This is a genomic window from Streptomyces sp. NPDC101194 (assembly GCF_044767885.1).
Taxonomy (GTDB): domain Bacteria; phylum Actinomycetota; class Actinomycetes; order Streptomycetales; family Streptomycetaceae; genus Streptomyces.
Genome location: NZ_JBIWOS010000003.1, coordinates 777,972 through 803,678, shown reverse-complemented (window position 1 = coordinate 803,678; position 25,707 = coordinate 777,972). Strand labels below are relative to the sequence as shown.

The 25,707-nt window shown below is 70.2% G+C and carries 26 protein-coding genes; 10 read left to right on the top strand and 16 right to left on the bottom strand.

Going from position 1 to position 25,707, the window contains the following annotated elements; all coding sequences use genetic code 11:
• Positions 1 to 92: 92 nt before the first annotated feature.
• Entirely contained in the window at positions 93 to 818 is a 726-nt protein-coding gene (locus tag ACIRP2_RS16535) for a class I SAM-dependent methyltransferase (protein WP_404250773.1), read from the bottom strand.
• A 241-nt stretch (positions 819 to 1,059) separates the two neighbouring features.
• Positions 1,060 to 1,977, bottom strand: coding sequence for an aminoglycoside phosphotransferase family protein (locus ACIRP2_RS16530; protein ID WP_404250771.1), 918 nt, complete (start codon positions 1,975 to 1,977; stop codon positions 1,060 to 1,062).
• A gap of 337 nt (positions 1,978 to 2,314) precedes the next feature.
• On the opposite strand from ACIRP2_RS16530, the gene recA reads away from it, so the two are divergent.
• Positions 2,315 to 3,439, top strand: a complete 1,125-nt coding sequence (gene recA, locus ACIRP2_RS16525; RefSeq protein WP_351082712.1) for a recombinase RecA — start codon at positions 2,315 to 2,317, stop codon at positions 3,437 to 3,439.
• A 3-nt stretch (positions 3,440 to 3,442) separates the two neighbouring features.
• Positions 3,443 to 4,177 (top strand): recombination regulator RecX, encoded by a 735-nt coding sequence (gene recX / locus ACIRP2_RS16520; protein ID WP_404250769.1) that lies wholly within the window; start codon positions 3,443 to 3,445, stop codon positions 4,175 to 4,177.
• A 701-nt stretch (positions 4,178 to 4,878) separates the two neighbouring features.
• On the opposite strand, the gene ACIRP2_RS16515 is transcribed toward recX, so the two are convergent.
• The 3 genes from ACIRP2_RS16515 to ACIRP2_RS16505 form a co-directional block, all read right to left on the bottom strand.
• Entirely contained in the window at positions 4,879 to 6,474 is a 1,596-nt protein-coding gene (locus ACIRP2_RS16515) for an MFS transporter (RefSeq protein WP_404250767.1), read from the bottom strand.
• A gap of 176 nt (positions 6,475 to 6,650) precedes the next feature.
• Complete coding sequence (locus tag ACIRP2_RS16510) at positions 6,651 to 7,130, bottom strand: MarR family winged helix-turn-helix transcriptional regulator (protein WP_404250765.1); 480 nt, start codon at positions 7,128 to 7,130, stop codon at positions 6,651 to 6,653.
• 215 nt (positions 7,131 to 7,345) lie between these two features.
• The gene (locus ACIRP2_RS16505; RefSeq protein WP_404250763.1) at positions 7,346 to 8,800 is read right to left on the bottom strand and encodes an MFS transporter; all 1,455 of its coding nucleotides are present in this window, start codon (positions 8,798 to 8,800) and stop codon (positions 7,346 to 7,348) included.
• A 160-nt stretch (positions 8,801 to 8,960) separates the two neighbouring features.
• Between ACIRP2_RS16505 and ACIRP2_RS16500 the strand changes: the two genes are divergently transcribed.
• Positions 8,961 to 9,608 (top strand): TetR/AcrR family transcriptional regulator, encoded by a 648-nt coding sequence (locus ACIRP2_RS16500; RefSeq protein WP_404250761.1) that lies wholly within the window; start codon positions 8,961 to 8,963, stop codon positions 9,606 to 9,608.
• A gap of 95 nt (positions 9,609 to 9,703) precedes the next feature.
• On the opposite strand, the gene ACIRP2_RS16495 is transcribed toward ACIRP2_RS16500, so the two are convergent.
• The 9 genes from ACIRP2_RS16495 to ACIRP2_RS16455 all read right to left on the bottom strand — a co-directional run bounded on the left by ACIRP2_RS16495 (position 9,704) and on the right by ACIRP2_RS16455 (position 17,012).
• On the bottom strand, positions 9,704 to 10,342 hold the full coding sequence (locus ACIRP2_RS16495) for a hypothetical protein (protein ID WP_404250759.1): 639 nt from the start codon (positions 10,340 to 10,342) through the stop codon (positions 9,704 to 9,706).
• Positions 10,343 to 10,678: 336 nt separating this feature from the next.
• Positions 10,679 to 11,086, bottom strand: coding sequence for a rhodanese-like domain-containing protein (locus tag ACIRP2_RS16490; protein WP_404250757.1), 408 nt, complete (start codon positions 11,084 to 11,086; stop codon positions 10,679 to 10,681).
• Positions 11,083 to 11,640, bottom strand: coding sequence for a cysteine dioxygenase (locus ACIRP2_RS16485; RefSeq protein ID WP_404250755.1), 558 nt, complete (start codon positions 11,638 to 11,640; stop codon positions 11,083 to 11,085). Before ACIRP2_RS16485 ends, ACIRP2_RS16490 begins: the two co-directional genes overlap by 4 nt.
• Positions 11,641 to 11,713: 73 nt before the next feature.
• Complete coding sequence (locus ACIRP2_RS16480; RefSeq protein ID WP_309544753.1) at positions 11,714 to 11,785, bottom strand: putative leader peptide; 72 nt, start codon at positions 11,783 to 11,785, stop codon at positions 11,714 to 11,716.
• A 47-nt stretch (positions 11,786 to 11,832) separates the two neighbouring features.
• Entirely contained in the window at positions 11,833 to 13,446 is a 1,614-nt protein-coding gene (locus ACIRP2_RS16475; protein ID WP_404250753.1) for an FAD-dependent monooxygenase, read from the bottom strand.
• A gap of 227 nt (positions 13,447 to 13,673) precedes the next feature.
• Positions 13,674 to 14,573: an amino acid ABC transporter permease gene (locus tag ACIRP2_RS16470; RefSeq protein ID WP_404250751.1), complete on the bottom strand. Its 900-nt coding sequence runs from the start codon at positions 14,571 to 14,573 to the stop codon at positions 13,674 to 13,676.
• Positions 14,570 to 15,235, bottom strand: coding sequence for an amino acid ABC transporter permease (locus ACIRP2_RS16465; RefSeq protein WP_404250749.1), 666 nt, complete (start codon positions 15,233 to 15,235; stop codon positions 14,570 to 14,572). Before ACIRP2_RS16465 ends, ACIRP2_RS16470 begins: the two co-directional genes overlap by 4 nt.
• Positions 15,236 to 15,311: 76 nt before the next feature.
• On the bottom strand, positions 15,312 to 16,157 hold the full coding sequence (locus ACIRP2_RS16460) for a glutamate ABC transporter substrate-binding protein (RefSeq protein ID WP_404250747.1): 846 nt from the start codon (positions 16,155 to 16,157) through the stop codon (positions 15,312 to 15,314).
• A 69-nt stretch (positions 16,158 to 16,226) separates the two neighbouring features.
• Complete coding sequence (locus tag ACIRP2_RS16455; protein ID WP_404250745.1) at positions 16,227 to 17,012, bottom strand: amino acid ABC transporter ATP-binding protein; 786 nt, start codon at positions 17,010 to 17,012, stop codon at positions 16,227 to 16,229.
• 349 nt (positions 17,013 to 17,361) lie between these two features.
• On the opposite strand from ACIRP2_RS16455, the gene ACIRP2_RS16450 reads away from it, so the two are divergent.
• Together ACIRP2_RS16450 and ACIRP2_RS16445 are read left to right on the top strand one after the other, a co-directional pair.
• Complete coding sequence (locus ACIRP2_RS16450) at positions 17,362 to 18,054, top strand: response regulator transcription factor (RefSeq protein ID WP_404250743.1); 693 nt, start codon at positions 17,362 to 17,364, stop codon at positions 18,052 to 18,054.
• A gap of 15 nt (positions 18,055 to 18,069) precedes the next feature.
• Complete coding sequence (locus ACIRP2_RS16445) at positions 18,070 to 19,464, top strand: ATP-binding protein (RefSeq protein ID WP_404250741.1); 1,395 nt, start codon at positions 18,070 to 18,072, stop codon at positions 19,462 to 19,464.
• An 80-nt stretch (positions 19,465 to 19,544) separates the two neighbouring features.
• On the opposite strand, the gene ACIRP2_RS16440 is transcribed toward ACIRP2_RS16445, so the two are convergent.
• Positions 19,545 to 20,543 (bottom strand): TAXI family TRAP transporter solute-binding subunit, encoded by a 999-nt coding sequence (locus tag ACIRP2_RS16440; RefSeq protein ID WP_404250739.1) that lies wholly within the window; start codon positions 20,541 to 20,543, stop codon positions 19,545 to 19,547.
• A 152-nt stretch (positions 20,544 to 20,695) separates the two neighbouring features.
• On the opposite strand from ACIRP2_RS16440, the gene miaB reads away from it, so the two are divergent.
• Together miaB and ACIRP2_RS16430 are read left to right on the top strand one after the other, a co-directional pair.
• Positions 20,696 to 22,189, top strand: a complete 1,494-nt coding sequence (gene miaB, locus ACIRP2_RS16435; protein WP_404250858.1) for a tRNA (N6-isopentenyl adenosine(37)-C2)-methylthiotransferase MiaB — start codon at positions 20,696 to 20,698, stop codon at positions 22,187 to 22,189.
• A gap of 67 nt (positions 22,190 to 22,256) precedes the next feature.
• Positions 22,257 to 22,970, top strand: coding sequence for a hypothetical protein (locus tag ACIRP2_RS16430; protein ID WP_404250737.1), 714 nt, complete (start codon positions 22,257 to 22,259; stop codon positions 22,968 to 22,970).
• Positions 22,971 to 23,068: 98 nt separating this feature from the next.
• On the opposite strand, the gene ACIRP2_RS16425 is transcribed toward ACIRP2_RS16430, so the two are convergent.
• Positions 23,069 to 23,344 (bottom strand): antitoxin, encoded by a 276-nt coding sequence (locus ACIRP2_RS16425; RefSeq protein WP_404250735.1) that lies wholly within the window; start codon positions 23,342 to 23,344, stop codon positions 23,069 to 23,071.
• 620 nt (positions 23,345 to 23,964) lie between these two features.
• Between ACIRP2_RS16425 and ACIRP2_RS16420 the strand changes: the two genes are divergently transcribed.
• The 3 genes from ACIRP2_RS16420 to ACIRP2_RS16410 all read left to right on the top strand — a co-directional run bounded on the left by ACIRP2_RS16420 (position 23,965) and on the right by ACIRP2_RS16410 (position 25,701).
• Complete coding sequence (locus ACIRP2_RS16420) at positions 23,965 to 24,159, top strand: hypothetical protein (RefSeq protein WP_404250733.1); 195 nt, start codon at positions 23,965 to 23,967, stop codon at positions 24,157 to 24,159.
• Between the two features lie 78 nt (positions 24,160 to 24,237).
• Positions 24,238 to 25,344: a DUF6879 family protein gene (locus ACIRP2_RS16415; protein WP_404250731.1), complete on the top strand. Its 1,107-nt coding sequence runs from the start codon at positions 24,238 to 24,240 to the stop codon at positions 25,342 to 25,344.
• A gap of 87 nt (positions 25,345 to 25,431) precedes the next feature.
• Positions 25,432 to 25,701 carry an acyl carrier protein gene (locus ACIRP2_RS16410; protein ID WP_351082751.1) on the top strand — a complete coding sequence of 90 codons (270 nt, stop codon included), beginning with the start codon at positions 25,432 to 25,434 and terminating at the stop codon, positions 25,699 to 25,701.
• Positions 25,702 to 25,707: the final 6 nt, after the last annotated feature.

Sequence of the window (25,707 nt, the reverse complement as noted above, 5' to 3'; positions counted from 1 at the left end):
GGGTCGTGCTCGCGTCACGTCGGTCCGCGCCCGGTGACCGTCGAACCCCGAGCGTGTGCCGTCGATGTCCGAGTGGTGCGGATCACCGAAGATCACGGACGTCGTGCCAGGAAGACGAACTCTCGTCCTGGCCGGTCAGGCGCATCGCGAACGTCCTCCACCACAAAGCCGTGCGCGACCAGGTCTCCCTCGATCTCTTCCCGATCCCGGAAACGCAACGTCGAATCCGACGTCAGTACGTGACCGTCCGCAGCGAACCCGTAGGTCCAGCGGAACGTCACCAGAGGCAGGCTCACCTCGATCAGCTGGACCCAGCTCTCGACGGAGCCGACGCCCGGGATCTCCGTCACGCGGTACGAGAACTCGCGGGTCCACTCCTCCCAGGCGCGTCTGGCCGGATCACGGGTCTCGAAGACCAGATGCCCGCCGGGCCGCAGCGCTTCGCAGGCTCCCCGCAGCGTGTTCTGCCACGCCCGCGGATCAACGATCGCCTGGGCGACGTTCGCCGTCATCGTCGCGAGGTCGACCTGCAGCGGCGGGAGGTCTGTCGCATCACCACAGATCCAGCGCACTCGCTCACTGCCCGATTTGGCCCGAGCGACATCGATGGACGCCAGGGCGGGATCGATGCCGACGACCTCGATCCCGCGGTCGGCCAGAAGAAGTGCGAACACCCCCGTTCCGCAGCCGATGTCCAGCACGCGGCGCGCCCCGAACTCCTCCGTCGTCCGGAGGTAGGCATCGAGGTCGCTGCGGTCGGGGTCGAGCGGATCGTAGATCGCCGCGAGCCGTGGATGCCCGAAGCAGTCGTCGGCCATGCGGGCGAACGTACCGCGAGCCTTGAGCGTTTGTCACCGGAGGTCGAGGACGTGCCGGCCGATGACGACCGCCCGGTGGGCGGCCACGTGCAGGGCCTCTCGTTCGGATCGGGCCGGATCCGGACGAGAGGCCCTGGCTCGCGTCGTGGGCGAGTGCGTGGCCGAGGGAGGGGCTCCGGCGCTCGATCTCACCGAGGTCGGCCCCGGTCGGTGTTCGAGGCGGGAGCGTGGCGTCGACCGATCAGCGTTCGGCCGTTGCGACGAGGCGTCTCAGCGCGGTGTGTGCGGGTGGGCCCCAGGTGGGCTTGCCGCCGGGGCGGCCATGGATGCCGGCATCTCCGACGAGGATGCCGACGAGGGCGCGCAGCACCGCCCAGCCGCGGGCGCGGCGCAGGGTCGCGGGGTCCGGGGTCGGCCGGTAGGCCTCGTAGAAGCGGTCGGCGGCGCCGTCCGGCAGCAGCGTCCAGGCGGCGGCGAGGTCACAGGCCGGATCGCCCGCGCAGAGGTCGCCGAAGTCGATCACGCCGCAGAAGGTGCCGTCCGCGGTGAGGATGTTGGCCGGATGCAGGTCGCCGTGGAGCCACAGCGCGGGCCCCGCCCAGGTGGGCGCGGTGGCGGCGTCCTCCCAGATGGCGCGGACGGCGTCAGGGTCGGGGATCAGCCCCAGCTCGGTGGCTGAGGCCAACTGCTGGGCGAACGGCTCGGCGCAGTCGGCCAGCGGACCCCCACGGCCGCGGCCGGTCGGCACCCCGTCGGGGGCAGGCCGGTGAAGAGCACCGAGGAAAGCGGCCAGGGTGTCGGCCGCCTCCGCAGCACGCGTGGCGGGGGCGCGATCGGCGGGCTCGCCCGGCACCCACGTGGTGACGATCCATGGTCGCGGAAACCGCTCGGACGGCTCGCCGAGGCGCTGCGGGACGGGGACCGGCAGAGGAAGCCGAGGGGCGAGGGCGGGCAGCCAGGCATACTCCTTGCGCAGGAGCGCGTCCGCGGACTGCGTCGCCCAGGGCAACCGGACGGCGAGGTCGTCGCCGAGCCGCCACAGCTGGTTGTCCCAACCACGCGCGCCGAGCTTCACGGGGTGATCGGCCAGGTCGGGGTGCTGGTCGCGCAGCAGGTCCCGGACCAACTCCGCGGTGATCTCGATCTCGGTACGGGTCATGCGGAGCAACGGTAGCCGGGCGGTGACCCGCCGTCGGTGACGCCCAGCACTCCATGCCGCTGAACTTTCGATGGCACGAACTCACGATGATCAGCCTTCGACGGCGAGGACCGAGGTTCGGTGGCACAGGGCAGGGGTACGTGAGGGGCGGTTCGGTCCGGCGCGATGCGCTTGACACTAAAATCGAACATCCATTCTTATGGGATTCCGGCCGGGTTTTCCCGGGCCCGACCGTGGAGTTGTCCACAGGCCGGGAGGACGTCGAGGCCCATTGTCAGTGGCAGGGGTTAGCGTCTTTGACGTGAAGCGATCGACTCAAGCAAATCGGGTGGAACCCATGGCAGGAACCGACCGCGAGAAGGCGCTGGACGCCGCACTCGCACAGATTGAACGGCAATTCGGCAAGGGCGCGGTGATGCGCCTCGGTGAGCGGCCGAACGAGCCGATCGAGGTGATCCCCACCGGGTCGACCGCCCTCGATGTGGCCCTCGGCGTCGGCGGACTGCCGCGCGGCCGTGTGGTGGAGGTGTACGGACCGGAGTCCTCCGGTAAGACGACGCTGACGCTGCACGCGGTGGCGAACGCGCAGAAGCTCGGCGGCTCGGTGGCCTTCATCGACGCGGAGCACGCCCTCGACCCCGAGTACGCGAAGAAGCTCGGCGTCGACATCGACAGCCTCATCCTGTCCCAGCCGGACAACGGTGAGCAGGCTCTCGAGATCGTGGACATGCTGGTTCGTTCCGGCGCCCTCGATCTGATCGTCATCGACTCCGTCGCGGCGCTCGTGCCGCGTGCCGAGATCGAGGGCGAGATGGGCGACTCGCACGTGGGTCTGCAGGCCCGCCTGATGAGCCAGGCACTCCGCAAGATCACCAGCGCGCTCAACCAGTCCAAGACCACCGCGATCTTCATCAACCAGCTCCGCGAGAAGATCGGTGTGATGTTCGGCTCGCCCGAGACCACGACCGGTGGCCGGGCGCTCAAGTTCTACGCCTCGGTGCGCCTCGACATCCGACGGATCGAGACGCTGAAGGACGGCACCGACGCCGTCGGCAACCGCACCCGTGTCAAGGTCGTGAAGAACAAGGTCGCGCCGCCCTTCAAGCAGGCCGAGTTCGACATCCTCTACGGCCAGGGCATCAGCCGCGAGGGCGGTCTGATCGACATGGGCGTGGAGCACGGCTTCGTCCGCAAGGCGGGCGCCTGGTACACGTACGAGGGCGACCAGCTCGGACAGGGCAAGGAGAACGCCCGCAACTTCCTCAAGGACAACCCCGATCTCGCCAACGAGATCGAGAAGAAGATCCTTGAGAAGCTCGGGGTCGGTGTCAGGCCGGATGCCGATGCCGGCGAACCCGGTGCGGATGCGGCGGGCGGCGCCGCGGCTCCGGCCGACAGCGCGAAGTCGGTGCCCGCTCCGGCCGGCAAGACCAAGCCGGCCAAGGCTGCGGCCAAGAGCTAGACCGTGACGCGTCGTACGGAATGGCCGGTCAGCGCCCATGACCATGGCGTCGGTACCGGTCCCGAATCCGCCGTCACGAGACACACGGCCGAGTCCGAGGGCGGGTACGAGTCGGAGGCCGGTCCAGGCCGTGGCACCGGCTCGGACGCCGGATTCGGTGAGGGGGCGGGGCGTCGTGCCCGCTCCCGCTCCAGGAGCAGCGGCTCCCCTTCCTCGTCGAGGGCCGAGAAGGGGGAGCCGCGAGACCCGGTGGAGCAGGCGCGCAACATCTGTCTGCGGCTGCTCACCGGGACCCCACGCACCCGAAAGCAACTCGCGGACGCCCTGCGCAAGCGGGAGATCCCGGATGAGGCGGCCGAAGAAGTGCTCTCGCGCTTCGAGGATGTCGGGCTGATCGACGATGCCGCTTTCGCGGACGCCTGGGTGGAGTCCCGGCATCACGGACGAGGGCTGGCGCGCCGCGCGCTCGTCCGTGAACTGCGTACCAAGGGGGTGGACTCCGCCGTCATCGACGAGGCGGTCGGACAGCTCGATTCCGAGCAGGAGGAGGAGACGGCGCGTGAGCTGGTCGCGCGCAAGCTGCGCTCCACTCGCGGCCTGGACCGGGACAAGCGGCTGCGTCGGCTCGCGGGCATGCTCGCCCGCAAGGGATACGGGGAAGGCATGGCCCTGCGTGTGGTGCGGCAGGCGCTGGAGGAGGAGGGCGAGGACACGGAGGGCTTGGACGAGCCCTTCTGAACGGCGGCCCGTACCGCGCGATGAACACGCGGGAACCAAGGGCACGGGGCGGACAGGGATACGGGGGTACGGGGCCCGTCTGGTTCTTTCATGCCGACGAGGCGCGGGCGGGGGTTCGTGGAAGGTGCGTTGCCGGGCAGGCCGGTCGTGCGGGACCGGAGCCCGGGACCGGCGTACGCGATCAGGGCCTGTCGCGCGGGACCTCGAGCGTGGTGTGCGCGATCAGGGCCAGGCCCAAGGCACCGGAGCCTGTCGTCACGGGGATCGAGGTCGGTCGTGCGGCTCCGGAGTGCGGCGTCGTGCATCCGCTCCCTCTCCGATCCACGGCTGAGCCCGGGGCGGGCGTCCCGGCGGCCGACCCTGCGGGGTCGGGGACGCGGAGGCGGAGGCGGCCCGACGACGGAAGCAACTCGCGGGACGCAGCCCGCCCCTGCTCCGTACGACAGGGCCCGTCGGCGTCGCTGGTGCCGTGGCCGGAAGGGTTTGCCGGGAAGCGCGCGGCGTCCGGTGCGGTGCGTCGCGAGCGGAGGTTCGCCCTCGTGCGCCGCACTCGCGTGATGCGACGACGCGGCGAGGTGCCGTGCCGGGCGTCGCGAGCCGGTGGACCTTTCCGGCCTCAGCACGGGGGAGCGCCAGGCGGGCGAGGCGGTGGGAGACGGGCCGTGTCCGCTCCGGCCGGGGCGGACACGGGCCATCGATGTTCAGTGCCGCGCGGCCGCCGGGGCGCGCCGGAGGCCGGCCCCCGCGATGACGGCGCCCAGCAGGCAGAGCACCCCGGTGACGGCGACGGCCGTGTGCACACCGTTCATGAACGCCTGGCCACTGCCTTCCACGACGGCCGCCCGGAGCTGGGCCGGCATGTCGGGCGAGACCGGCGCGACCCCCATCGCCACCGCGTCCTTGGCCTCCGCCATCCCGGCGGCCACATCCATCGGGACGCCCGCCCCGGTCAGCTCGCCGTTCAGTGTCGAGCCGACCCGGCTGCTGATCAGTGAGACCAGTACGGACGTGCCCAGTGCGCCGCCGATCTGCAGAGCGGTGGCCTGGATGCCGCCCGCCACGCCACCGTCCTCGACGGGTGCCTGGCCGACGATGGCGTCGGAGGAGGCGGACAGCACCATGCCGACGCCGAGGCCGAGCGCGACGAACGGCGGCCACATGGTGGCGTAGGAGGAGCCGGTGTCCCAGGTGAGCATGCCGAAGGCGGCGGCGGCCTGGAGCAGCATGCCCAGCGGCATGGAGAGCCGGGGCCCGAAGCGGGCGGTCAGGGCCGCGCCCAGCGGGGAGGCCACCAGGGAGGCGAGGCTGAGCGGCAGCGTGCGTACGCCGGCCTCGACGGGGGTGAAGCCCCGCACGTTCTGCAGGTACAGCATCACGAAGAAGATCAGGCCGAGCATCACGAAGAAGTTCAGCGCGGTGACGACCGTACCGGTGGTCAGCGCCCGGTTGCGGAACAGCCGCATCGGCAGCAGCGGGTGCTCGATCCGGTTCTCGTACCAGCCGAAGGCGGCCAGGATCAGCGCGCCCGCCGCGACGGACCCCAGCGTGCCCGCCGAGGACCAGCCCCAGGTCTCACCCTTGACGACGCCGAAGACCACGCACAGCAGCCCCAGTGCCAGCAGCACGACGCCGGGGACGTCGAAGCGGTGCCGGCGACCGTTCGCGTTCTTGCTCTGCGGCAGCACAGCGGCGCTGACCAGGAGCGCGATCACGCCGATGGGGGCGTTGACGTAGAACACGGACTCCCAGTCGACGTGCTCGATCAGCAGGCCGCCGACGATCGGGCCGAGCGCCGTCGAGACCGCCGAGACCATGGCCCAGACGCCCACGGCCATGCCGAATCTCCGTGGCGGGAAGACCGCGCGCAGCAGGCCGAGTGTGTTGGGCATCAGCAGGCCTCCGAAGAAGCCCTGTGCCGCCCGGAAGGCGATGACGCCCTCGACCGAGCCCGACAGGCCGATGGCGACCGACGCGAGGGTGAACCCGACGACGCCGACCAGGTAGTAGGTGCGCCGTCCGAAGCGGTCTCCGAGCTTGCCGCCCAGGATCAGCGAGGCGGCCAGAGCGAGCAGATAGGCGTTGGTCACCCACTGCAGGTCGGCGGTCGACGCCTTGAGCGCACGGCCGATCTCGGGGTTGGCGATCGCCACGACGGACGCGTCGAGCTGGACCATGAAGAGGCCGAAGGCGACCGCGAGGAGGGTGAGCCAGGGGTTGGAGCGCCTGCCCCGGGGCGGGCTCGCGTCCGGCGGGGACGCCACGGGCAGGGATGAGTGATCCACGGTGGTGGACGGCATGGAGGTGCCTTGTCTGTCGGGAGTGCTACGGGAATCGGAGCGGGAACGGAACGCGCCGGGCCCCGGCCGCCGGTGCGGTCGGATTCGGACCCGCCGCCGGGCACGGGAGATTCCCGCGGGCACGGAGAAGGCCGTGCGCACGGTTCGTCGGGGCCCCGAAGGGGAATCGCGGGGGTCTACTCGGCGGCGGGCGCGGGGCGCAGATGGCGCGTGAGCGATGTCAGCGCACCGACGGCCGAACCGAGAGCGTCCATCTCGCCGTCGGTGAGGGACCGGAGGGCGTGGGCGATGTGCGCACCCTCGAGGCGTCGGACCTCGGCCAGCTCCCGCCGGGCCCTGGGGGTCGGATACAGATGGGCGATCCGCCTGTCGCCGGTGTCCTGTCGGCGCTCCAGCAGTCCCTGCTCGGTGAGCTGGGAGACGAGCGCGCTGACGTTGTTCGGTCGCATCAGCAGTGCGTCGGCGGCCTCGCGCACGGTGGCGCCCTCCTGCTGCGACACGAAGCGCAGCAGCGCGAGTTGTCCCTCGGGGGGCTTGGGCCGATCGAAGTCCTGGGCGACCAGTCGGTCGAGAGCCCGGTTCAGCGCGGGCAGGCACGCCGCGAGCGCAGAGGCCACACGGTCGGGATCCTGGACGGACGCGCGGGAATCGGACATGGTCCGCATTATTGATCTGAAGACATACCTATGTCAAAGGATGTATCAGGGGTGTCTCCGTGCGGGGTGGATCCGTGCCGACGGACGGGAGCCTGCCTCCCGTGCCCGGTGCACCGCCCGGAGGTTCACCGGTCGACGTGCCGGGTGGCGCCGGGCGGCTTCCGCCGGCCCTGCGGTGCGGGCCGGCGGAAGCCGCTGAGGGGGTGATGGCCGGGTCAGACCTCGGCGGTGGCCTGCTCGGGCGCGGCGGTCCGGTTCCCGCCGTCGGTGCTCGACACGGCGCGGGCGGCCGGGATGACACTCGCGAAGGCCGCGGCGACCAGTGCGATGCCGCAGCCGATGATCAGGCCCGTGCGGAAGCCGTTCTCGGAGGTGAAGGTGTGTCCGCCCATGGTGACCGTCAGCTGGGAGAGGACCACGCCCATCACGGCGGCGCCGACCGAGGTGCCCAGCGAACGCATGAGGGTGTTGAACCCGTTGGCGGCGGCGGTCTCGGAGAGCGGTACCGAGCTCATGATCAGCGCGGGCATCGAACCGTAGGCGAGGCCCACGCCGCTGTTGATGACCATGAGGGCCAGCATGAGGCCCCATGCGGAGCCCATGAGCATCAGTGACAAGCCGTACCCGACGGCCAGCACCAGGACACCGCAGATCAGGGTGAACTTCGGGCCGCGGGCGTCGGTGAGCTTCCCGCCGAACGGTGAGACGATCATCATCATGACGCCACCGGGCGCCATCCACAGGCCGGCGGCGAGCATCGACTGGCCCAGGCCGTAGCCGGTGGCCTCCGGGAACTGGAGCAGCTGCGGCACGACCAGCATGCTCGCGTACATCCCGAAGCCGACGAAGATCGAGGCGACATTGGTGAGCAGCACCCGGGGGCGGGCCGTGGTGCGCAGGTCGATCAGCGGCTCCCGGGTGCGCAGTTCCCAGGCGCCCCAGGCCAGCAGGATCACGACGGCGGCGGCGAACAGCCCGAGGGTGGTCGCCGAACCCCAGCCCCAGTTGGCTCCCTTCGACACGGCGAGCAGCAGGCAGATCAGTCCCGCGCCGAGGCCGACCGCGCCCAGGGTGTCGAAGCGCTGCCCCTTGGCGCCGGGCGGGACGTCGGGGATGAGGAACCAGATCGCCCCGGCGATCAGCACGGCCAGGACGGTGGAGCCCCAGAAGAGCACGCGCCAGTTGGCGTACTGGGCGACCGCCGCGGCGATCGGCAGGCCGAGCCCGCCACCAATGCCCATGGAGGCGCTCACCAGCGCGATGGAGGAGCTGAGCTTCTCCGCCGGGACCACGTCGCGCAGCAGGGCGATGCCCAGGGGCACCATCCCCATGCCCATGCCTTGCAGCCCGCGCCCGATGATCATGGGGACGACGGAGGAGGCGAGGGCGCAGACCAGTGAGCCGGCCACGAGCGGTACGGAGCACGCGAGAAGCATCCGGCGCTTGCCGATCAGGTCGCCGAGGCGCCCGGAGATCGGTACGCAGATCGCCCCCGCCAGCAGGGTGACGGTGATCACCCATGCCGCGTTCGACGGGGTGGTGTGCAGGATCTGGGGCAGCTCCGCGATGAGCGGTGTGACCAGTGTCTGCATGATCGCGGCAGTGATGCCGGCGAGGGCCAGCGTGGCGACCACACCGCCGGTGCGGGCCATGGGCTGGGGGGCGTCCATTCGGGACTCCAGAAAGTGAGGGGCTGCCGGGCATCTTTCGCTCGCCCGGAGCCATAAGTAAACATCTGCTTACATAGACGCTAGGGCAGACACGGGAGCGAGGTCAACATCCGTTTACATGCGGCGTGGGCGGTACCGTTCGAGCAGAGAGAGGACAGCCATGAAAGCCAGCAGTTCCCAGGCGGGTCCCGCGCCCCTGACGCCGACGGACAACAGCCCGCCGCCATCCCGGCGGGGTGCCGGTGCCAGGACTCGTGGGCTCCTGCTCGACTCGGCCCGCCGTCGTTTCGCGTACGACGGGTACGCGGCCACCACCGTGCGCGACATCGCCGATGACGCCGGTGTCAACGTCGCGCTCATCAACCGCTACTTCCGGTCCAAGGAAGGCCTCTTCGAAGCCTGCCTGAAGGCGGTCATCGACGAACTCGTCCACGCGGCGCGCACGGTGGCCGACCTCGACCAGATCCCGGAGATCATCGTCAGCCACACCGCGGGCGTGCTCGCCATGGACGGTCCCAGGGACGCGCTTCTCCTGCTCCTGCGCTCCTCCGGCGACGAGCGCACCGAGCAGATGCGCACCGGTCTGTTGCGCACCTTCAGCGAACGACTCGCCGCGGCGGCCGGATGGCGGCCCGACGACCCCGCCGACGACCAACTTCTCCTGCGCGCCCAACTCGTGCTGTCCGTGGCCTTCGGCATCACGGTGCTGCGCGCCTCTCCGGGGCTGGAGCCGCTCGGGTCGGCCACCGAGCAGGACCTCACCGGGCCGCTGCGCGATCTGGTCGAAGCGCTGCTCACCCGTCACTGAGACGGGGCGCCGCATCCGGTCGCCGGCCGCGACGCCGCCCTCGCACGGCCTCATCGATCGCGGGATCCGGCGGTTCACGTCTGTCATGGGACGGGTCACTGCCCGGCGCGGGCGGCGCGTTCGATGGTGGCGTCGATCAGAGCGAGCGCCTCGTCGGCCGTACGTCCGGGCTGCCGGTTCCACAGCCCGATCAGCCCGGTCCAGCCCCGTGAGCGGAGCTCGGCGACGAGCCAGGCGCCGGCCCGGTCCACGGTGTCGAGGGAGCCGTACCCCAGGCGGTGCGCGGTCAGCATGGCCCCGCAGACGCACCGGGCGCCGCGGGCGTTGCGGAGTCGGTACGGGGTGTTCTGCCAGCCCCACTCGGTCAGGATCCGCCGTGCGTGGGCGAGGTGGACGGAGGGCCGCACTTCGGGCTGCCCGACGCGCCGCCAGGAGTGGAGCCGGTCGGGGAGGATCGCGCCCAGCCGCCCGGGAAGGGGCCGCTCGCGCGGCGCGGCGGCGGGGAGAGCGCGCACGGATTCGGCGATGAGCTGCTCGACGGGTACGGACAGCAGGTCGCGCCAGTCGGCCGGCTGACGGTCCGGCAGATGATCCGCGGTGCCGGGGGGGACGGGCCGTACGGGTTCGGCGGCGGTGAGATCCCATCCGGCGACGATCTGCTGCCATGCGCCGGTGTCGTGGAGGCGGGCGACCCGTTGGTCGAGCCGGTCGGGAGTCAGGGCGGGCGTCGGCATGGGTGCGAGGTCTCCGTCACGTCGGTCCTTGGCGTTGAGCCGAATGTCCGTCGGTTGCGGAGATTGCTCCACCGGAGCGTGGCGTACGGGTGTGTCGCCGCGGATTCGAGGGCCGGCGAGCGGTGCGAAGGGCGGCGGGGAGCGGTTCTGCACCGCATGGAGCCCGGAGTCACCGGGAGTACGGAGCGGGGGGCCTGCCGACCGGCTGGGTGTGCCGGTGTGCCCACCCACGGAGCGGGCGAGCGCCCCGGATCAGGAGCAGGAGTCCTGGTCCGGGCGCGTACCTATCCGGAGACGGCGACTCCGGGGCGGGATGTCTCGCCCCGGACCCCTGCCTCACACCTCGACGGGAAGTCCCGCCGCGCGCCACGCCTGGAATCCGCCGATCAGATCGGTCGCCCGGTGCAGTCCCAGCTGACGCAGGGACGCCACGGCCAGGCTCGACGCGTAGCCCTCGTTGCAGACCACCACGATGCGCAGATCGTGGCTCACCGCCTCCGGGGCCCGATGGCTGCCCTGTGGATCGAGCCGCCACTCCAGTTCATTGCGCTCGACGACGAGCGCCCCCGGAATGAGTCCGTCCCGTTCGCGCAGTGCCGCATAGCGTATGTCCACGAGCAGCGCACCGTCCGCGGCGGCGGCGATCGCCTCCTGAGGGCCGACCCGGACGAACCCCGCCCGGACCCGGTCCAGCAGTTCGTCGATCCCCACCGGTCCCGGACCACTTCCACGGCCGGCGCTCACTGCCAGTCCTCCGGTCGTTCGACCTGTTCGAGACGGAGCACCGCGCCGTTACGGCTGTAGCGCCGGATCCGCGGCAGCGGCGGGTAGTAGGCATGGACGGAGACGGCGTGCTCGGTGCCGGATTCGTTCAGCACCTCGTGGACATGGTGGCGGCCGAACGCCCTGCCCTGCCCGGTGGCCAACTGCCGGGAACGGTCGATGCCTTCGGTGAGTTCGAGGGTCTTCCAGCCGTCGGTGGGCAGCCGGGCGGCGAGCGACAGCTCCTTGAGGGTGCCGGCCGCGGTGGTGAAGGCGCCGATCGAGTCGGCGTGGTCGTGCCAGCCGGTGCCGCTGCCGGGCGGCCAGCCGATCAGCCAGGCCTCGCTGCCGCCGGGCCCTTCGAGCGGGATCCAGGTGCGGCCCCCGGGATCGAGCGGGAGCGAGGCGACGATCTCGGCGTCGGCGGCGACACGGCGGACGAATGCGAGCAGCTCCGCGGCCGACGGACCGGAACCACGAGCGCGTACGGATGCGGGTGCGGGCGTGCGTACAGAGGGTGACGAAGGGGCAGACACAAGGACCGTCCTGGGAGTTCGCGCGGATGCCCGGCCGCACGCAGGAGCGCACGGCCCGGCAGGGAGAGGCGATTCAGCAGGACGGGCGACACACGCAGCCCGCATAGCGGACGAGGTCCATATGGACCCTCCGCCACAGGCGCACATCGGTGTCGGTCACGTTCGGGAGTACACCATGCGCGCCCGCGACGGTCAATTGATGCCCGCAGTCTGGTCCGGGCGTACGGAGCCGCGCACCGGTCCGCCGCGCACCGTGTCCGCCGCCGCGAAGAGCTCCCGGGGCCGGACCCCGGCGAACGACGCCACGAGGTGACCGTCCGGCCTGATCAGCAGCACGGTGTGGGCCGCCGCCCCCGGGTAGCTCTCGGTCACCAGCAGTTCGCCCTTCACCGGCATCGCGTCGACGGCCGCGACCAGACGAGGCATGACGCCCGCGCTCATCCAGTGACGCCGGTCCCACACGCCCGTACCGGGTGCCACCAGGACCACCAGCAGGTGCCCCTGCCCCAGCCGCTCGCGCAGCCGCACGCTTGTGCCGTCGGGTGCGGTCACCCGTACATCGGCGACCGGCGCACCAGGGGGCGTATCCACAGATGTGTGCGCCTCGGCGCGTGGGGGCGCAAGGGGCGAGTGCGAGTACGAGGGGGGCGCACCGAGCGGGCCCCGGCCCAGATGTCCGTCGGTGAGCAGTGAGTCGTGCCCCCGTGCGCTCCCCGGGACCAGGGTCCGCAGGCCTCCGCCGCCGCGGAGTATCGGCAGCGACTGGTCCGCGGCGCGCAGCCGCGCGGCGACGGCCGCCCGGCGCTCCGCCTGGTAGCTGTCCAGCAGTACGTCCGGGGCGCCGTGGTGCCAGGCATGGCCGAGCTTCCAGGCCAGGTTCTCGGCGTCCCGCAGCCCCTCGTCGAGCCCCTGGGTTCCCAGCGCGCCCAGCAGATGGGCGGCGTCCCCGGCCAGGAAGGCCCGCTCGACCCGCCAGCGCAGGGCGAGCCGGTGGTGCAACGTGTACACGCCCGTGTCCAGCAGTTCGTACGGCGGTGTCTCGTCGCACCAGCCCGCCAGGGTGTCCCGGATCCGGGTGATCAGAGCATCCGGAGTGACGAGCTCGCCGCGCGGCGGCAGCAGCCAGTCCAGCCGCCAGGCACCGTCCGGCAGCGGTCGCGCGGTCACCTCGGCGCCCCCGGTGCGCCAGGGCGGCAGCCGGTGCAGCACGGCCTGCCCCGGCCAGGGAAGCTCGGTGCGCAGCGCCGCGACGGCATGCCGCTCCACCGCCGTCCTACCGGGGAAGCGGATGTCGAGGAGCTTGCGCACGGTGGACCTGGCGCCGTCGCAGCCCACCAGGTAACTCCCACGCCACCAGGTCGCGTTCGGCTCCCTGGTGCGCACCGTGACCCCGGTCGCGTCCTGCTCCAGCGTGTCGATCCGGCTGTACGGGGCAACCCGCACCAGCTCCTGTGCGGCCACCGCGTCCCGCAGCCCGCGCGTCAGGACGTGCTGCGGCAGATGGATGGGGGCCGACAACGGATCGCCCTCGGGGGAGTCCTCGCCGAGTCGCAGCTCGCGCACCAACTGCCTGCGCCGCACGGACCGCCAGCCGGACCACCGGATGCTCTCTTGGTGGAGTGCCTTGCAGCCGAGCCGCTCCACCAGGGCCGCGGTGTCCTCGCGCAGCACCACCGTGCGGGCCGGACGCGTCTCGTCCTTGGCCGGGTCCTCGTCGAGAAGGACGGAGGGAACTCCCTGTGCCGCGAGGGCGAGCGACAGCGTCAGGCCGACGGGCCCGGCGCCGACGACGATCACCGGGTCCACGGGGCGGCTCCTCGAATCCGTGCGAACGGCGCCGGGGACGCGGACGTAACGAGCGCGCGGCTCGAAGGAGGGGTAGGCGGCGGAGGAAGTGTGGCGGCGGGGGCAGGGGGCGCGATCACAGAACGTATGCAACCTACTGCCGGTGCCTGCGTCAAGCGACACCGGAAGGCGGCGAGGGGCGGTGGCGGATGTGCCACCGCCCCTCGGGGACGCAGATCGACGAGCCGTCAGACGGCGCGTCCGTCATCTATGACGAGCGCCGGCTCACCGATGGTCTCCGGTGTGCCCCCGGGCGCGGTGCCCTTGCTCTTCCTGCTGCGCCGGAGCCACCGCTCCAGCCAGCTCGCGAACGACGTGAGCGCGAAGTTCACCACGAGGAAGATGAGCGCCACGATGGTGAAGCACGCGATCGTGTTCGCGCCGTAGTTCGCACTCATCGGGCGGATCGAGGCCAGCAGCTCGGGGAAGGTCATCATGGCGCCACCGAGCGCGGTGTCCTTCACGATGACGACGAGCTGGCTGACGATCGCCGGCAGCATCGCCGTCACCGCCTGCGGCAGCAGCACGAACACCATGGTCTGGCCCTTGCGCATGCCGAGCGCCTTGGCCGCCTCCGCCTGGCCCTTCGGCAGGGACTCGATTCCGGCCCGCACGATCTCGGCGAGCACCGAGAAGTTGTACAGCACCAGGCCGGTCACCACGGCGTACAGCGGACGCACGTCGGTGTCGATGGCGGTGTACTCCGCGTACACCGCGTTCGCGGTGATCATCAGGATCAGCACGGGAATGGCGCGGAAGAGCTCCACGACGATGCCCGCCGGCATCCGCACCCACCGGTGGTCCGACAGCCTGCCGATCCCGAAGAGGGCGCCGAGCGGCAGCGCGATGATCAGGGCGAAGAACGCCGCCTTGAGCGTGTTCTGGAGGCCCGGCCAGATGTACGTCTCCCAGGGCTGGGAGCTGGTGAAGAAGGGCCTCCACTTGATCCAGTCGAGCTGGTGCTTGGAAGCGAGGCCGTCATAGACCCACCACACCACTGCCGCGGCGCACAGGACGAACAGCACCGTGTACAGGATGTTGCGCTGCTTGGCGCGCGGTCCTTGGGCGTCGTAGAGGACGGAACTCATCGCTTCACCGCCACCTTCTTGCTCACCCAGCCGAGGATCAGGCCGGTCGGGAGGGTCAGAACGACGAAGCCGAACGCGAAGACCGCGGCGATGAGCATCAGTTGGGCCTCGGCCTCGATCATGCCCTTCATCAGGTACGAGGCTTCGGCGACCCCGATCGCGGAGGCGACCGTGGTGTTCTTCGTCAACGCGATCAGCACGTTGGACAACGGGTTGACCACTGCACGGAACGCCTGGGGAAGGACAATCAGCCGCAGTCCCTGTGTGAAGCTCAGCCCGAGCGCACGCGCTGCCTCCGCCTGGCCGACCGGGACGGTGTTGATGCCGGAGCGCAGGGCCTCGCACACGAACGCGGCGGTGTAGGCGACCAGGGCGAGCACCGCGAGCCGGAAGTTGATGTCCGTGAAATCACTGGCGCCGAGCTTGACGTCCAGCGTTTGGAAGAGTCCCAGCGACGAGAACACCATGATCACGGTCAGTGGAACGTTCCGGACCACGTTCACATACGCGGTTGAAAAGCCGCGCATCAGGGGGACCGGGCTGACCTTCATGCCGGCCAGCAGCGTTCCCCATATGAGGGAGCCGAGGGCGGAGTAGACGGTGAGCTGCACCGTCACCCAGAAGGCCCCCAACAGGTCGTAACCTTCAAGAAAGTCGAACACGATCTCCCGCGCTTCCGCGTGTAGGAGGGCACGGCGCGCCGCCGATTCAAGGACGGCGCGCCCGGTCAGCCCTGCTTCACTTGACGATGTTGCCGATCTTCGGGGCGCGCTCGCTCTTGTAGTTCGCCGGGCCGAAGTTGTCCTTCACGGCCTTGTCCCAGGAACCGTCCGAGACCATCTTGGTGAGAGCGTCGTCGATCTTCTTCTTGAGGTCGGCGTCGCCCTTCTTCAGGCCGATGCCGTAGTTCTCGTTGGTCATCTTGAAGCCGGCCAGCTTGAACTTGCCCTGGAACTCCTTCTGCGCCGCGTAGCCGGCCAGGATGGAGTCGTCGGTGGTCAGCGCGTCGACGGCCTTGTTCTCCAGGCCGGTCAGACACTCCGAGTAGCCGCCGTACTCCAGGAGCTGCGCCTTCGGCGCCAGCTTGTCATGGACGTTCTGCGCCGAGGTCGAGCCGGCGACCGAACACAGCTTCTTCTTGTTCAGGTCCTCCGGCGACTTGATCGAGTCGTCGTCGGCACGCACGAGGATGTCCTGGTGCGCCAGCAGGTACGGACCCGCGAAGTCGACCTTCTGCAGCCGCTCGTCGTTGATCGAGTAGGAGGCGGCGATGAACTTCACGTCACCGCGCTCGATCGCCGTCTCGCGGTCGGCGCTCTTGGTCTCCTTGAAGACGATGTCCTTGGCGTCGTAGCCGAGCTCCTTGGCGACGTACGTGGCGACGTCGACGTCGAAACCGGTGTACTTGCCGTCGGGGGTCTTCAGGCCGATGCCCGGCTGGTCGATCTTGATGCCGATGGTGATCTTCTTGCCGCCGCCCGCACTGTCCGAGCCGCCGTCCTTCTTGTCGGAACCACAGGCGGTGGCGGTCAGGGCGAGGGCGAGCACGGCGGCCGAGGCGGCGGTGACCTTACGAAGCTGCATGGTGAAATTCCCTATGGTTGACGCGATGTGAGTGATCGGCCGGTCCGGGTACCGGCGCTGCGGGATCAATCAGTGGTGAAGGATCTTCGACAGGAAGTCCTTGGCCCGGTCACTGCGCGGGTTGCTGAAGAACTGGTCGGGCGTGGCCTCTTCGACGATCTTTCCGTCGGCCATGAAGACGACGCGGTTCGCGGCCGAGCGCGCGAAGCCCATCTCATGGGTGACGACGACCATCGTCATGCCGTCCCGGGCGAGCTGCTGCATGACGTCCAGCACCTCGTTGATCATCTCCGGGTCGAGCGCGGAGGTCGGCTCGTCGAAGAGGATCACCTTCGGGTCCATCGCCAACGCCCGTGCGATGGCAACGCGTTGCTGCTGCCCGCCGGAGAGCTGGGCGGGATACTTGTCGGCCTGCGTCGCCACGCCCACCCGGTCCAGCAGCGAACGGGCCTTGTCCTCGGCAGCGTTCTTGTCCGTCTTTCGGACCTTGATCTGGCCCAGCATCACGTTCTCGAGCACCGTCTTGTGCGCGAAGAGATTGAACGACTGGAAGACCATGCCGACATCGGCGCGCAGCCTGGCCAGCTCCCTGCCCTCCTCGGGCAGCGGCTTGCCGTCGATCGATATGGCGCCCGAGTCGATCGTCTCCAAGCGGTTGATCGTGCGGCACAGCGTGGACTTCCCGGACCCCGAGGGCCCGATGACGACCACGACCTCGCCACGGGCGATCGTCAGGTCGATGTCCTGGAGCACATGCAGCGCGCCGAAGTGCTTGTTGACGTTGCTCAGTACGACAAGGTCGTTCGCCGCGGGTGCGGCGTCCTCGGCGCCCTTGGTCACTGAAACTCCGCTCATCGGCTTCTTGCTCCGTCCTCCTCGGTTGGGAAGGACCCTAGGACGCGGTGCGATCAGCGTCATCACATCTGAGCGAGAATTGAGGATAACGATCCGGCGGCACTCGGACACACCGTGTGAACAGGGCGGCAGGCGGTGCGCCCCGGGCGTACCGGGTGCATAACGGATGGCTCGATGCGAGGGGCGGGCCCTTGACTGACGTACCGGTCATCGGAGTGGATGCCCTGGTACGCCATGACGTGAAACACCTCGGTACGGGGAAGTGACGAGAGGTGTACGAAGGCGTACAGGAGACCGCACCGGCACCCCGTCCACGGGAACCGGCATCGAACCATCGGAAGGGGGGGGCATGAGACTGCTGCTCGTCGAGGACGACAACCACGTGGCGGCCGCCCTCTCCGCGGTCCTCACCCGGCACGGCTTCCGGGTCGTGCACGCCCGCAGCGGCGAGGAGGCGCTGCAGGCTCTGCTGCCCGCGGACACGGAGCCCTTCGGTGTCGTGCTCCTCGACCTCGGCCTGCCCGACCAGGACGGCTACGAGGTGTGCGGGAAGATCCGCAAGCGCACCTCCACCCCGGTGATCATGGTGACGGCGCGCGCCGATGTCCGGTCGCGGATCCACGGCCTCAATCTCGGGGCCGACGACTACGTGGTCAAGCCGTACGACACCGGCGAGCTCCTTGCCCGCATCCATGCCGTCAGCCGCCGCAAACCGGCCGGCGAGGACACCGTGCCCACACCCGTCGCGGCCCTTCGGCTCGGACACGTCCGGATCGAGCTGCCGACCCGGCGGGTCAGTGTCGACGGCTGCGAAGTCCAGCTCACCCGCAAGGAGTTCGACCTGCTCGCGCTGCTCGCCCAGCGCCCCGGGGTGGTCTTCCGCCGGGAGCAGATCATCAGTGAGGTGTGGCGCACGAGCTGGGAGGGAACGGGGCGCACCCTCGAAGTGCACGTCGCGTCCCTGCGTTCCAAACTGCGGCTGCCCGCACTGATCGAGACGGTGCGCGGGGTCGGCTACCGCCTCGTCGCCCCGCCCGCGTAGAGGCGTACGTCCCAGGTGCGCACCCGGCTGCTACCCCTGCTCATCATCCTCATGGCGAGCGTGCTGCTCGCCCTCGGCTTCCCGCTGGCCGTCAGCGTGGCCGCTGCCCAGCAGCAGCGCGTCGTCATCGACCGCATCGACGACACGGCACGCTTCGCCGCGCTCGCCCAGTTCATCGCCGAACGGACCCCCGGTTACGACGAGCGCCGCCGCATCCTGCGCAGCGAACTGGACACCTACGCCTCGGTGTACGGCATCCGCGCCGGTGTCTTCTACCGGGACGACGGCGCCATGGCGAAGGCCCCGGCCGACTGGCAGCTGCCGATCGAGGGGGAGGGGAGGGAGGCCTTCAAGGAGGCGCTCCTCGGGCGTCGCAGCCATGATCCGCCGCAGGTCTGGCCCTGGCAGCGGGGCAGGGTCGTCGTCGCCTCGCCCGTCGTGCGGGACGGCGATGTGGTCGCCGTCGTGGTCATCGACTCGCCCACCACCGAGATGCGCGCGCGCACGCTGCGCGGCTGGCTGCTCATCGCGGCCGGCGAAGTGGTCGCGATGCTGGTGGCGGTCGGCGCCGCGATCCGGCTCACCGGCTGGGTGCTGCTGCCCGTACGGACCCTGGACGCGGCCACCCACGACATCGCCAGCGGCCGGATGCGATCGCGGGTCGCGGCCTCCGGAGGGCCGCCGGAACTCAGGCGCCTGGCCCGCTCGTTCAACGAGATGGCGGACAATGTCGAGAACGTGCTGGAGCAGCAGCGCGCCTTCGTCGCCGACGCCTCGCACCAGTTGCGCAACCCCCTCGCCGCTCTGCTGCTTCGCATCGAGCTCCTCGCGCTCGAACTCCCCGAGGGCAACGAGGAGATCGCCTCCGTGCGCACGGAGGGCAAGCGCCTCGCACAGGTTCTGGACGACCTGCTCGACCTGGCGCTGGCCGAGCACGCCGGGGCCGACCTGCAGCTCACGGACATAGGCGCCCTCACCGCGGAACGCGTCGCCTCCTGGCGGCCGGTGGCCGAGGAGAGGGGGGTGGCGCTCCGAGCGGACGGCTCAGCCGCCGTGACGGCCTGGGCGGACCCCATCGCGCTGTCGAGCGCCCTCGACGCCATCATCGACAACGCCCTGAAATTCACCCCGGCCGACGAGGAGGTCCGCGTCACGGTCGCCTCCGGCCGCGACGACGTCACGGTCGTCGTCGCCGACCGCGGACCGGGCCTCACCGCACAGGAGATGGAACGCGTCGGCGACCGTTTCTGGCGCAGCACCCGGCACCAGAACGTGCAGGGTTCCGGCCTCGGGCTCTCGATCGCCCAGGCCCTCCTGGCGGCGGGGGGCGGCTCCCTGCGCTATGCCGCCCACGAGCCGCACGGACTGCGGGTGACGGTGTCGGTGCCGCGCGACAACCCGCAGGGCTGAGAGTCTGTCGGGCGACCTCCGAGCGGGCGAAGGCCACCCGACAGGCTCCGAGCGGGGCGGGAACGGGAGCGGCCCGGCGATCAGGGCTTGACCGACCGGTAGTAGCGCCTGGCCCCTTCGTGCAGCGGCAGCGGATCGGTGTAGATCGCCGTACGCAGATCGACCAGCTGGGCGGCGTGCACCTCGCGCCCGATCCGGTCCCGGCTGTCGATCACGGTCCGGGTGAACGCCTCGGTCATCGCCGGATCCGTACGGTCCGTGGTCACCAGCACATTGGCGACCGCCACCGTCGGTACCGCCTGACCCTGCTGGGCGCTGCGGTAGGCGTCGGCGGGCATCACGGCCGAGCGGTAGTAGCGGGCGGAGCCGCCCGCGGCCTGGAGCTCCTTGATCAGCGGGGCCTCCAGCGGCACCAGCCGGATCGCGAACCGGTCCGACAGCTCCTGCACGGCGGAGGTGGGCAGTCCGCCGGACCAGAAGAAGGCATCGATCCGGCCGTTCTCCAGCTCCTTCGGCATGGTGTCGATGCCGTTGGGGACCGGCTTCACATCGTCGGTGGGATCGAGACCGGCGGCCGTCATCAGCCGGTCGGCGACCAGCCGCACGCCGGACCCCGGCTGGCCCACCCCGACGCGCTTGCCGAGCAGGTCCGCGACCTTCCGTACCTCCGAGTTCCGGGGCACGACCAGCTGGATGTAGTCGTCGTACAACCGCACACAGCCCCGCAGCCGGTCGGCTCCGGGCCCGCCGTTGCGCAGATAGGTGGCGAGGGCGTCGGTGGTGGCGATGGTGAAGTCGGCCCTGCCGGTCGCCACGCGGGCGATGTTCTGCTGCGAACCCTCGCTGGTCTGCAGCTGTATCGACACCTTCGGCAGATCCTTGGCCAGATCCCCCCTGAGCCTCTCGCCATAGCGCTGGTAGACGCCGCTGCGCACGCCGGTGCTGAAGGTGAGCGTGCCGCTCGGCGCCGGCTTCCCGAGCGGGAGCAGCCACCACAGCAGCAGCCCGAGCACGACGACGAGGGCCGCGCACGCCTGGAGAGTGCGCCGCCGGCCGATACGGGACAGTGCCTGGAGCATGGCGGCGATCCTGCCAGCCCGTCCCGGCGATGACCAGGGGCGGACACCGGGGGCGGGCGCCGGGACGCCGGCCGGTGGGGCGCCCCTCATCCCGGTCCGGCCGGAGCCCTTACCCTGGACGGGTGAGCGGCAACGACGTGGCTGGTGGAGTAGTGGACGGTTTGAAAACGTACGAGGTGCGCACCTACGGGTGTCAGATGAACGTCCACGACTCCGAGCGGCTGTCGGGGCTGCTGGAGGACGCGGGTTACGTACGTGCCGCCGAGGGCTCCGACGGCGACGCCGACGTCGTCGTCTTCAACACCTGCGCGGTCCGGGAGAACGCCGACAACAAGCTCTACGGCAACCTCGGCCGGCTGGCCCCGATGAAGACCAGGCGACCCGGCATGCAGATCGCCGTCGGCGGCTGCCTGGCGCAGAAGGACCGCGACACCATCGTCCGGCGGGCCCCCTGGGTGGACGTCGTCTTCGGCACGCACAACATCGGCAAGCTGCCGGTGCTGCTGGAGCGCGCCCGGATCCAGGAGGAGGCGCAGATCGAGATCGCCGAATCCCTGGAGGCCTTCCCCTCCACACTCCCCACCCGCCGCGAGTCCGCCTACGCGGCGTGGGTCTCCATCTCCGTCGGCTGCAACAACACCTGCACCTTCTGCATCGTCCCGGCGCTGCGCGGCAAGGAGAAGGACCGCCGCACCGGCGACATCCTCGCCGAGATCGAGGCACTGGTCGCCGAGGGCGTCTCGGAGATCACCCTGCTCGGCCAGAACGTGAACGCCTACGGCTCCGACATCGGCGACCGCGAGGCCTTCTCCAAGCTGCTGCGCGCCTGCGGGAGGATCGAAGGCCTGGAGCGGGTGCGTTTCACCTCGCCGCACCCCCGCGACTTCACGGACGACGTGATCGCGGCGATGGCCGAGACCCCCAACGTGATGCCCCAGCTGCACATGCCGATGCAGTCGGGTTCGGACACGATCCTCAAGGCGATGCGGCGCTCGTACCGCCAGGAGCGTTTCCTCGGCATCATCGAGAAGGTGCGCGCCGCGATGCCGGACGCCGCCATCTCCACCGACATCATCGTGGGCTTCCCCGGCGAGACCGAGGAGGACTTCGAGCAGACCATGCACGCGGTCCGCGAGGCGCGCTTCGCCAACGCGTTCACCTTCCAGTACTCCAAGCGTCCCGGAACCCCGGCCGCGGAGATGGACGGGCAGATCCCCAAGGAGGTCGTCCAGGAGCGGTACATGCGCCTGTCCGCCCTCCAGGAGGAGATCTCCTGGGAGGAGAACAAGAAGCAGGTCGGCCGGACCCTGGAGATCATGGTCGCGGAGGGCGAGGGCCGCAAGGACGGCGCCACCCACCGCCTCTCCGGCCGTGCCCCCGACAACCGCCTGGTCCACTTCACCAAGCCGGACGAGGACGTGCGGCCGGGCGACGTGGTGACCGTCGAGATCACCTACGCGGCCCCGCACCACCTGCTCGCCGAGGGCGCTCCGGTGGGCGTGCGGCGGACCCGCGCCGGGGACGCCTGGGAGAAGCGCACCGCCACCGAGGCCGCCAAGCCCGCCGGAGTGATGCTGGGGCTTCCGGGTATCGGTGCCCCGGCGCCGCTGCCGGCCGCGGCCGCCCCCGGCTGCGGCTGCGACTGACACCGGAGGAGGCGACCGGCGGCGGTGGCCGACGGCGGCGTCGTTCCCACGCAGTACGCTGCCCAGCATGCTTGTCGCCGCCGCTGTCTGCCCCTGTCCGCCGCTGCTGGTGCCCGAGGTGGCGGCCGGTGCCGCCCCCGAGCTCGACACCCTGCGGGACGCCTGCGCCGATGCCCTCGGCGTGCTGGCCGCCGCCCGGCCGGATCTGCTGATCGTGATCGGGACCGCGGACCACGAGGGCCGTGGCCCGCACCCCGAAGGGGCCACCGGCACCTTCCGGGGCTTCGGCGTGGATCTCGGTGTACGGCTCGGGCGTGACCGCGGACCCGTGGCGGACCGGGCGCTTCCGCCGTCCCTGGCGGTCGGTGCCTGGCTGCTCGCCCGCGCGGGCTGGGCCGCCGCGCCGGTCGAGGGGCTCGCTGTGGGGGCGCCGCTCGAAACCGATCGCTGCACGGGCACCGGACGGGACCTGGCCGCCAGGGCGGACCGGTTGGCGCTGCTGGTGATGGGTGACGGCAGTGCCTGCCGCACGCTCAAGGCCCCCGGCTACCTGGACGACCGCGCCGAGGCGTTCGACGCGGCGGCCGCCCGCGCGCTGGCCGCCGCGGATCCGGGGGCGCTGGCGGCGCTGGACGCGTCACTGGCGTACCAACTGAAGGCGGCGGGCCGTGCGCCGTGGCAGGTGCTCGCGGGCGCGGCCGAGGGAGCGGGCCTGGGTGGCCGTCTGCTGTACGAGGACGCCCCGTACGGCGTGGGCTACCTGGTCGCCACCTGGTCCTGAGTCCGCGCCGCACCCCGGAGCGGGCGGCTGACGGCGGCCGCGCGGCGTGGTCGCCGTACGGCCGCCGGTCGGCCTTGAGCCGGTTGAACGGCCGCTGTTCAGGAAGCGGGCGGTGTACCCGGCGGCGTACCACCCTCCTCGTGTTTGGGTGTACCGCCCTCGTCGTGTCTGTGGGACAGGCGCTCGACCGCTTCCCTGGCCTTCCTCGTGCCGGACTCGATCTTGTCGCTGTACTTGCCCTTGGTCTTTTCGTCGACCGTCCGTGCGGCTTTTTCGAGCCCGTGGTCGATCTTCTCCCCGTGCTGCTGCGCGAGATCGCCGACCTTGTCCTTGGCGGGGCTCAGCTTGGCCTTCAGATTGTCCAGGAAGCCCATCGGACACCTTCCCTGCTCGGGGACCACGGTCGGGCGTCCTCCGTGGCAGCGCTGCCGACCGCCGTATCGGGCAGTCCTGCACCAACGGCAAACCATGAAAAACGCCCCTATTCACCTGAATTCTACTGGTATGGGCGTGGATCCGCGTCGGCCGGGACGTGCCGACTCTCTGCCTCGCGCCTGCCCCGGGGGCGGCGCGGCAAACGGTTCCCCGCCCGGGTGCCGCTCCCCGGCTCGCATGGGCTCCCGCGTGAGCCGGCCGTGTCCGCCGTGCCCGGAGGGCGGGGCCGTCGGAGGGGCTGGCATCATCCTGCACGTCGCGGGGGCCGGGCGGGATGCGCCGCCCGACCGCTCATGGCGGCACGGCCCCGACCGGGCGACGCGGGAGGACGTGAAAGGGCGCAACTCCCACCTCGGGGCGGGCGAGTTCACCCGCGGGGGTCGTCCGGATGAGAAGTGGCGGTCGCAATTCCGCTGTCAGTACCTTGTCAGCGCAGTTCCCTGCCGGTGAATCCGCTGGTCTCCGGCGGAGGGTTTCGGAGAGGATTTCATCACCGGCCGACGCGAGTCGGGCAGGGGAATCGACAAGGAATCCATACTCCCGGGGGGGCGTACGTTTCATGGGCAAGATGCAGGTGCGTGCTGTTGTTGTCACACTGGCCTTCTTCGCTGCGGCTTTCGGTGCCGCCGGCACCGTCGGCGCGGCTGCCGCCGACCGATCGAATGGGTTGTCCGCGGTGGTTTCGGTGACAACTCCGCAGGACCCGATCTGGGGATCCGAGCCGAACGACCCCCAGGACCCGATCTGGGGATGACATTCGCATCGTGAGACATGAATAGATGCAGGGTTGCGCAACTGTGCAGCCCTGCATCTGTGCTTGCTCTGTGCTACCGTGCGGTTCATACGTGTGTTCGTTGCTAAATCCTTTCGAATTCTTCATGATGCTTCATGCTTCGTGGAGATCGGCGAAGGGTGGGGGACGTACATGCTTGAACCGTTGGGGATCGGACCCCGTGCGGCCGAGGTCTATCGAGCCGTACTCGGACGGCCGAATTCCGATGTGGAGAGCCTTGCCGAGGTGCTGGGCTGGAATGTGGAAGAGGTCCGTTCCGCGCTCGACGAATGTGTGCGCCTCTTACTTGTGAAGCCTTCGTGGGACTCGCCCGGGAGGGTCAGACCTGTCAGTCCCGAAGTCGGCCTGCAGGGGCTTCTCGCGCGTCAGGAGAGTGAACTCCTGGAGCGGCAGAGGAAAATATCCGAGACGCGGATCGAAGTTGCTCGTTTTATCGACGAGTACACCGAAGTGCAGCAGAAATTGCGGAGTTTCCTTGTGGAGCGACTCACAGGGATCGAGGAAATCCGTTCCCGTATCGAGGAACTCACCCAGGACTGCTCCTCCGAACTGCTCACCTTCGCGGCCGGAGGCCGGCAGGCCGAGGCCAGCCGGCAGGCCAGCCGCCCCTTGCTGGAGGACCTGGCCGCGCGCGGTGTCGTGATGCGCAGCATCTATCTGGACAGCGTCCACAACGACCCCGCCACCGTGGAGCACCTGCGCTGGTTGCACACCCATGGCGATCAGGTGCGCACCACTCCCTCGCTGCCGTCGCGCATGCTCCTGTTCGACCGCAGTCATGTGGTCCTGCCCATCGATCCGGACGACTCCGCCTCCGGCGCACTTGTGTTGAGCGGTGCGGGCATCATCACGGCCCTGTGCGAACTCTTCGACCGCATCTGGGACAGCGCCGTCCCCTTCAGCGGCTACCGGCCGCCGTCGCGCGAGCCGGGGAACGAGAGTCTCTCCGTGCAGGAACAGGCCGTGTTGCGGCTGCTCAGCGAGGGGCTCACCGACGAGGTCGTGGCCCGCAAGCTGGGCATCTCCGTGCGCACCGGGCGTCGTATCACCGCCGATCTCATGGGACGGCTCGGTGCGCGCAGCCGTTTCCAGGCGGGCCTGCGAGCCGTGCAACTCGGCTGGCTGGAAGGGCCAGAAGCCGTATAGGGCGCGTATAGCCGCCGATCCCACTCTCGACTCATCACATGGATGGCGGAGTCGCCGGACTCCGGTTCCGATCCCGAGGGAGTCGAGATGACCAACGCGAACGTGACGACCGGACTTGACGCTGCCCGCAAGCAGGAGATCAAGGAGATCGTCTGCGACATTCTTGAGATCGACGAGGACGAGGTCACCGAGACCAGCCTCTTCAAGGAGGAGCACGACGCGGACTCGCTCCGCGCCATCGAGATCCTCGCCGCTCTCGAGCGCACCCAGAAGGTGACCATCGACCAGGCGGAGCTGAGCCGGATGGTCAACCTGGAGGGTGTGTACGTCGTGGTGTCCGAAGCCGCCCGCAACTGATCTGCC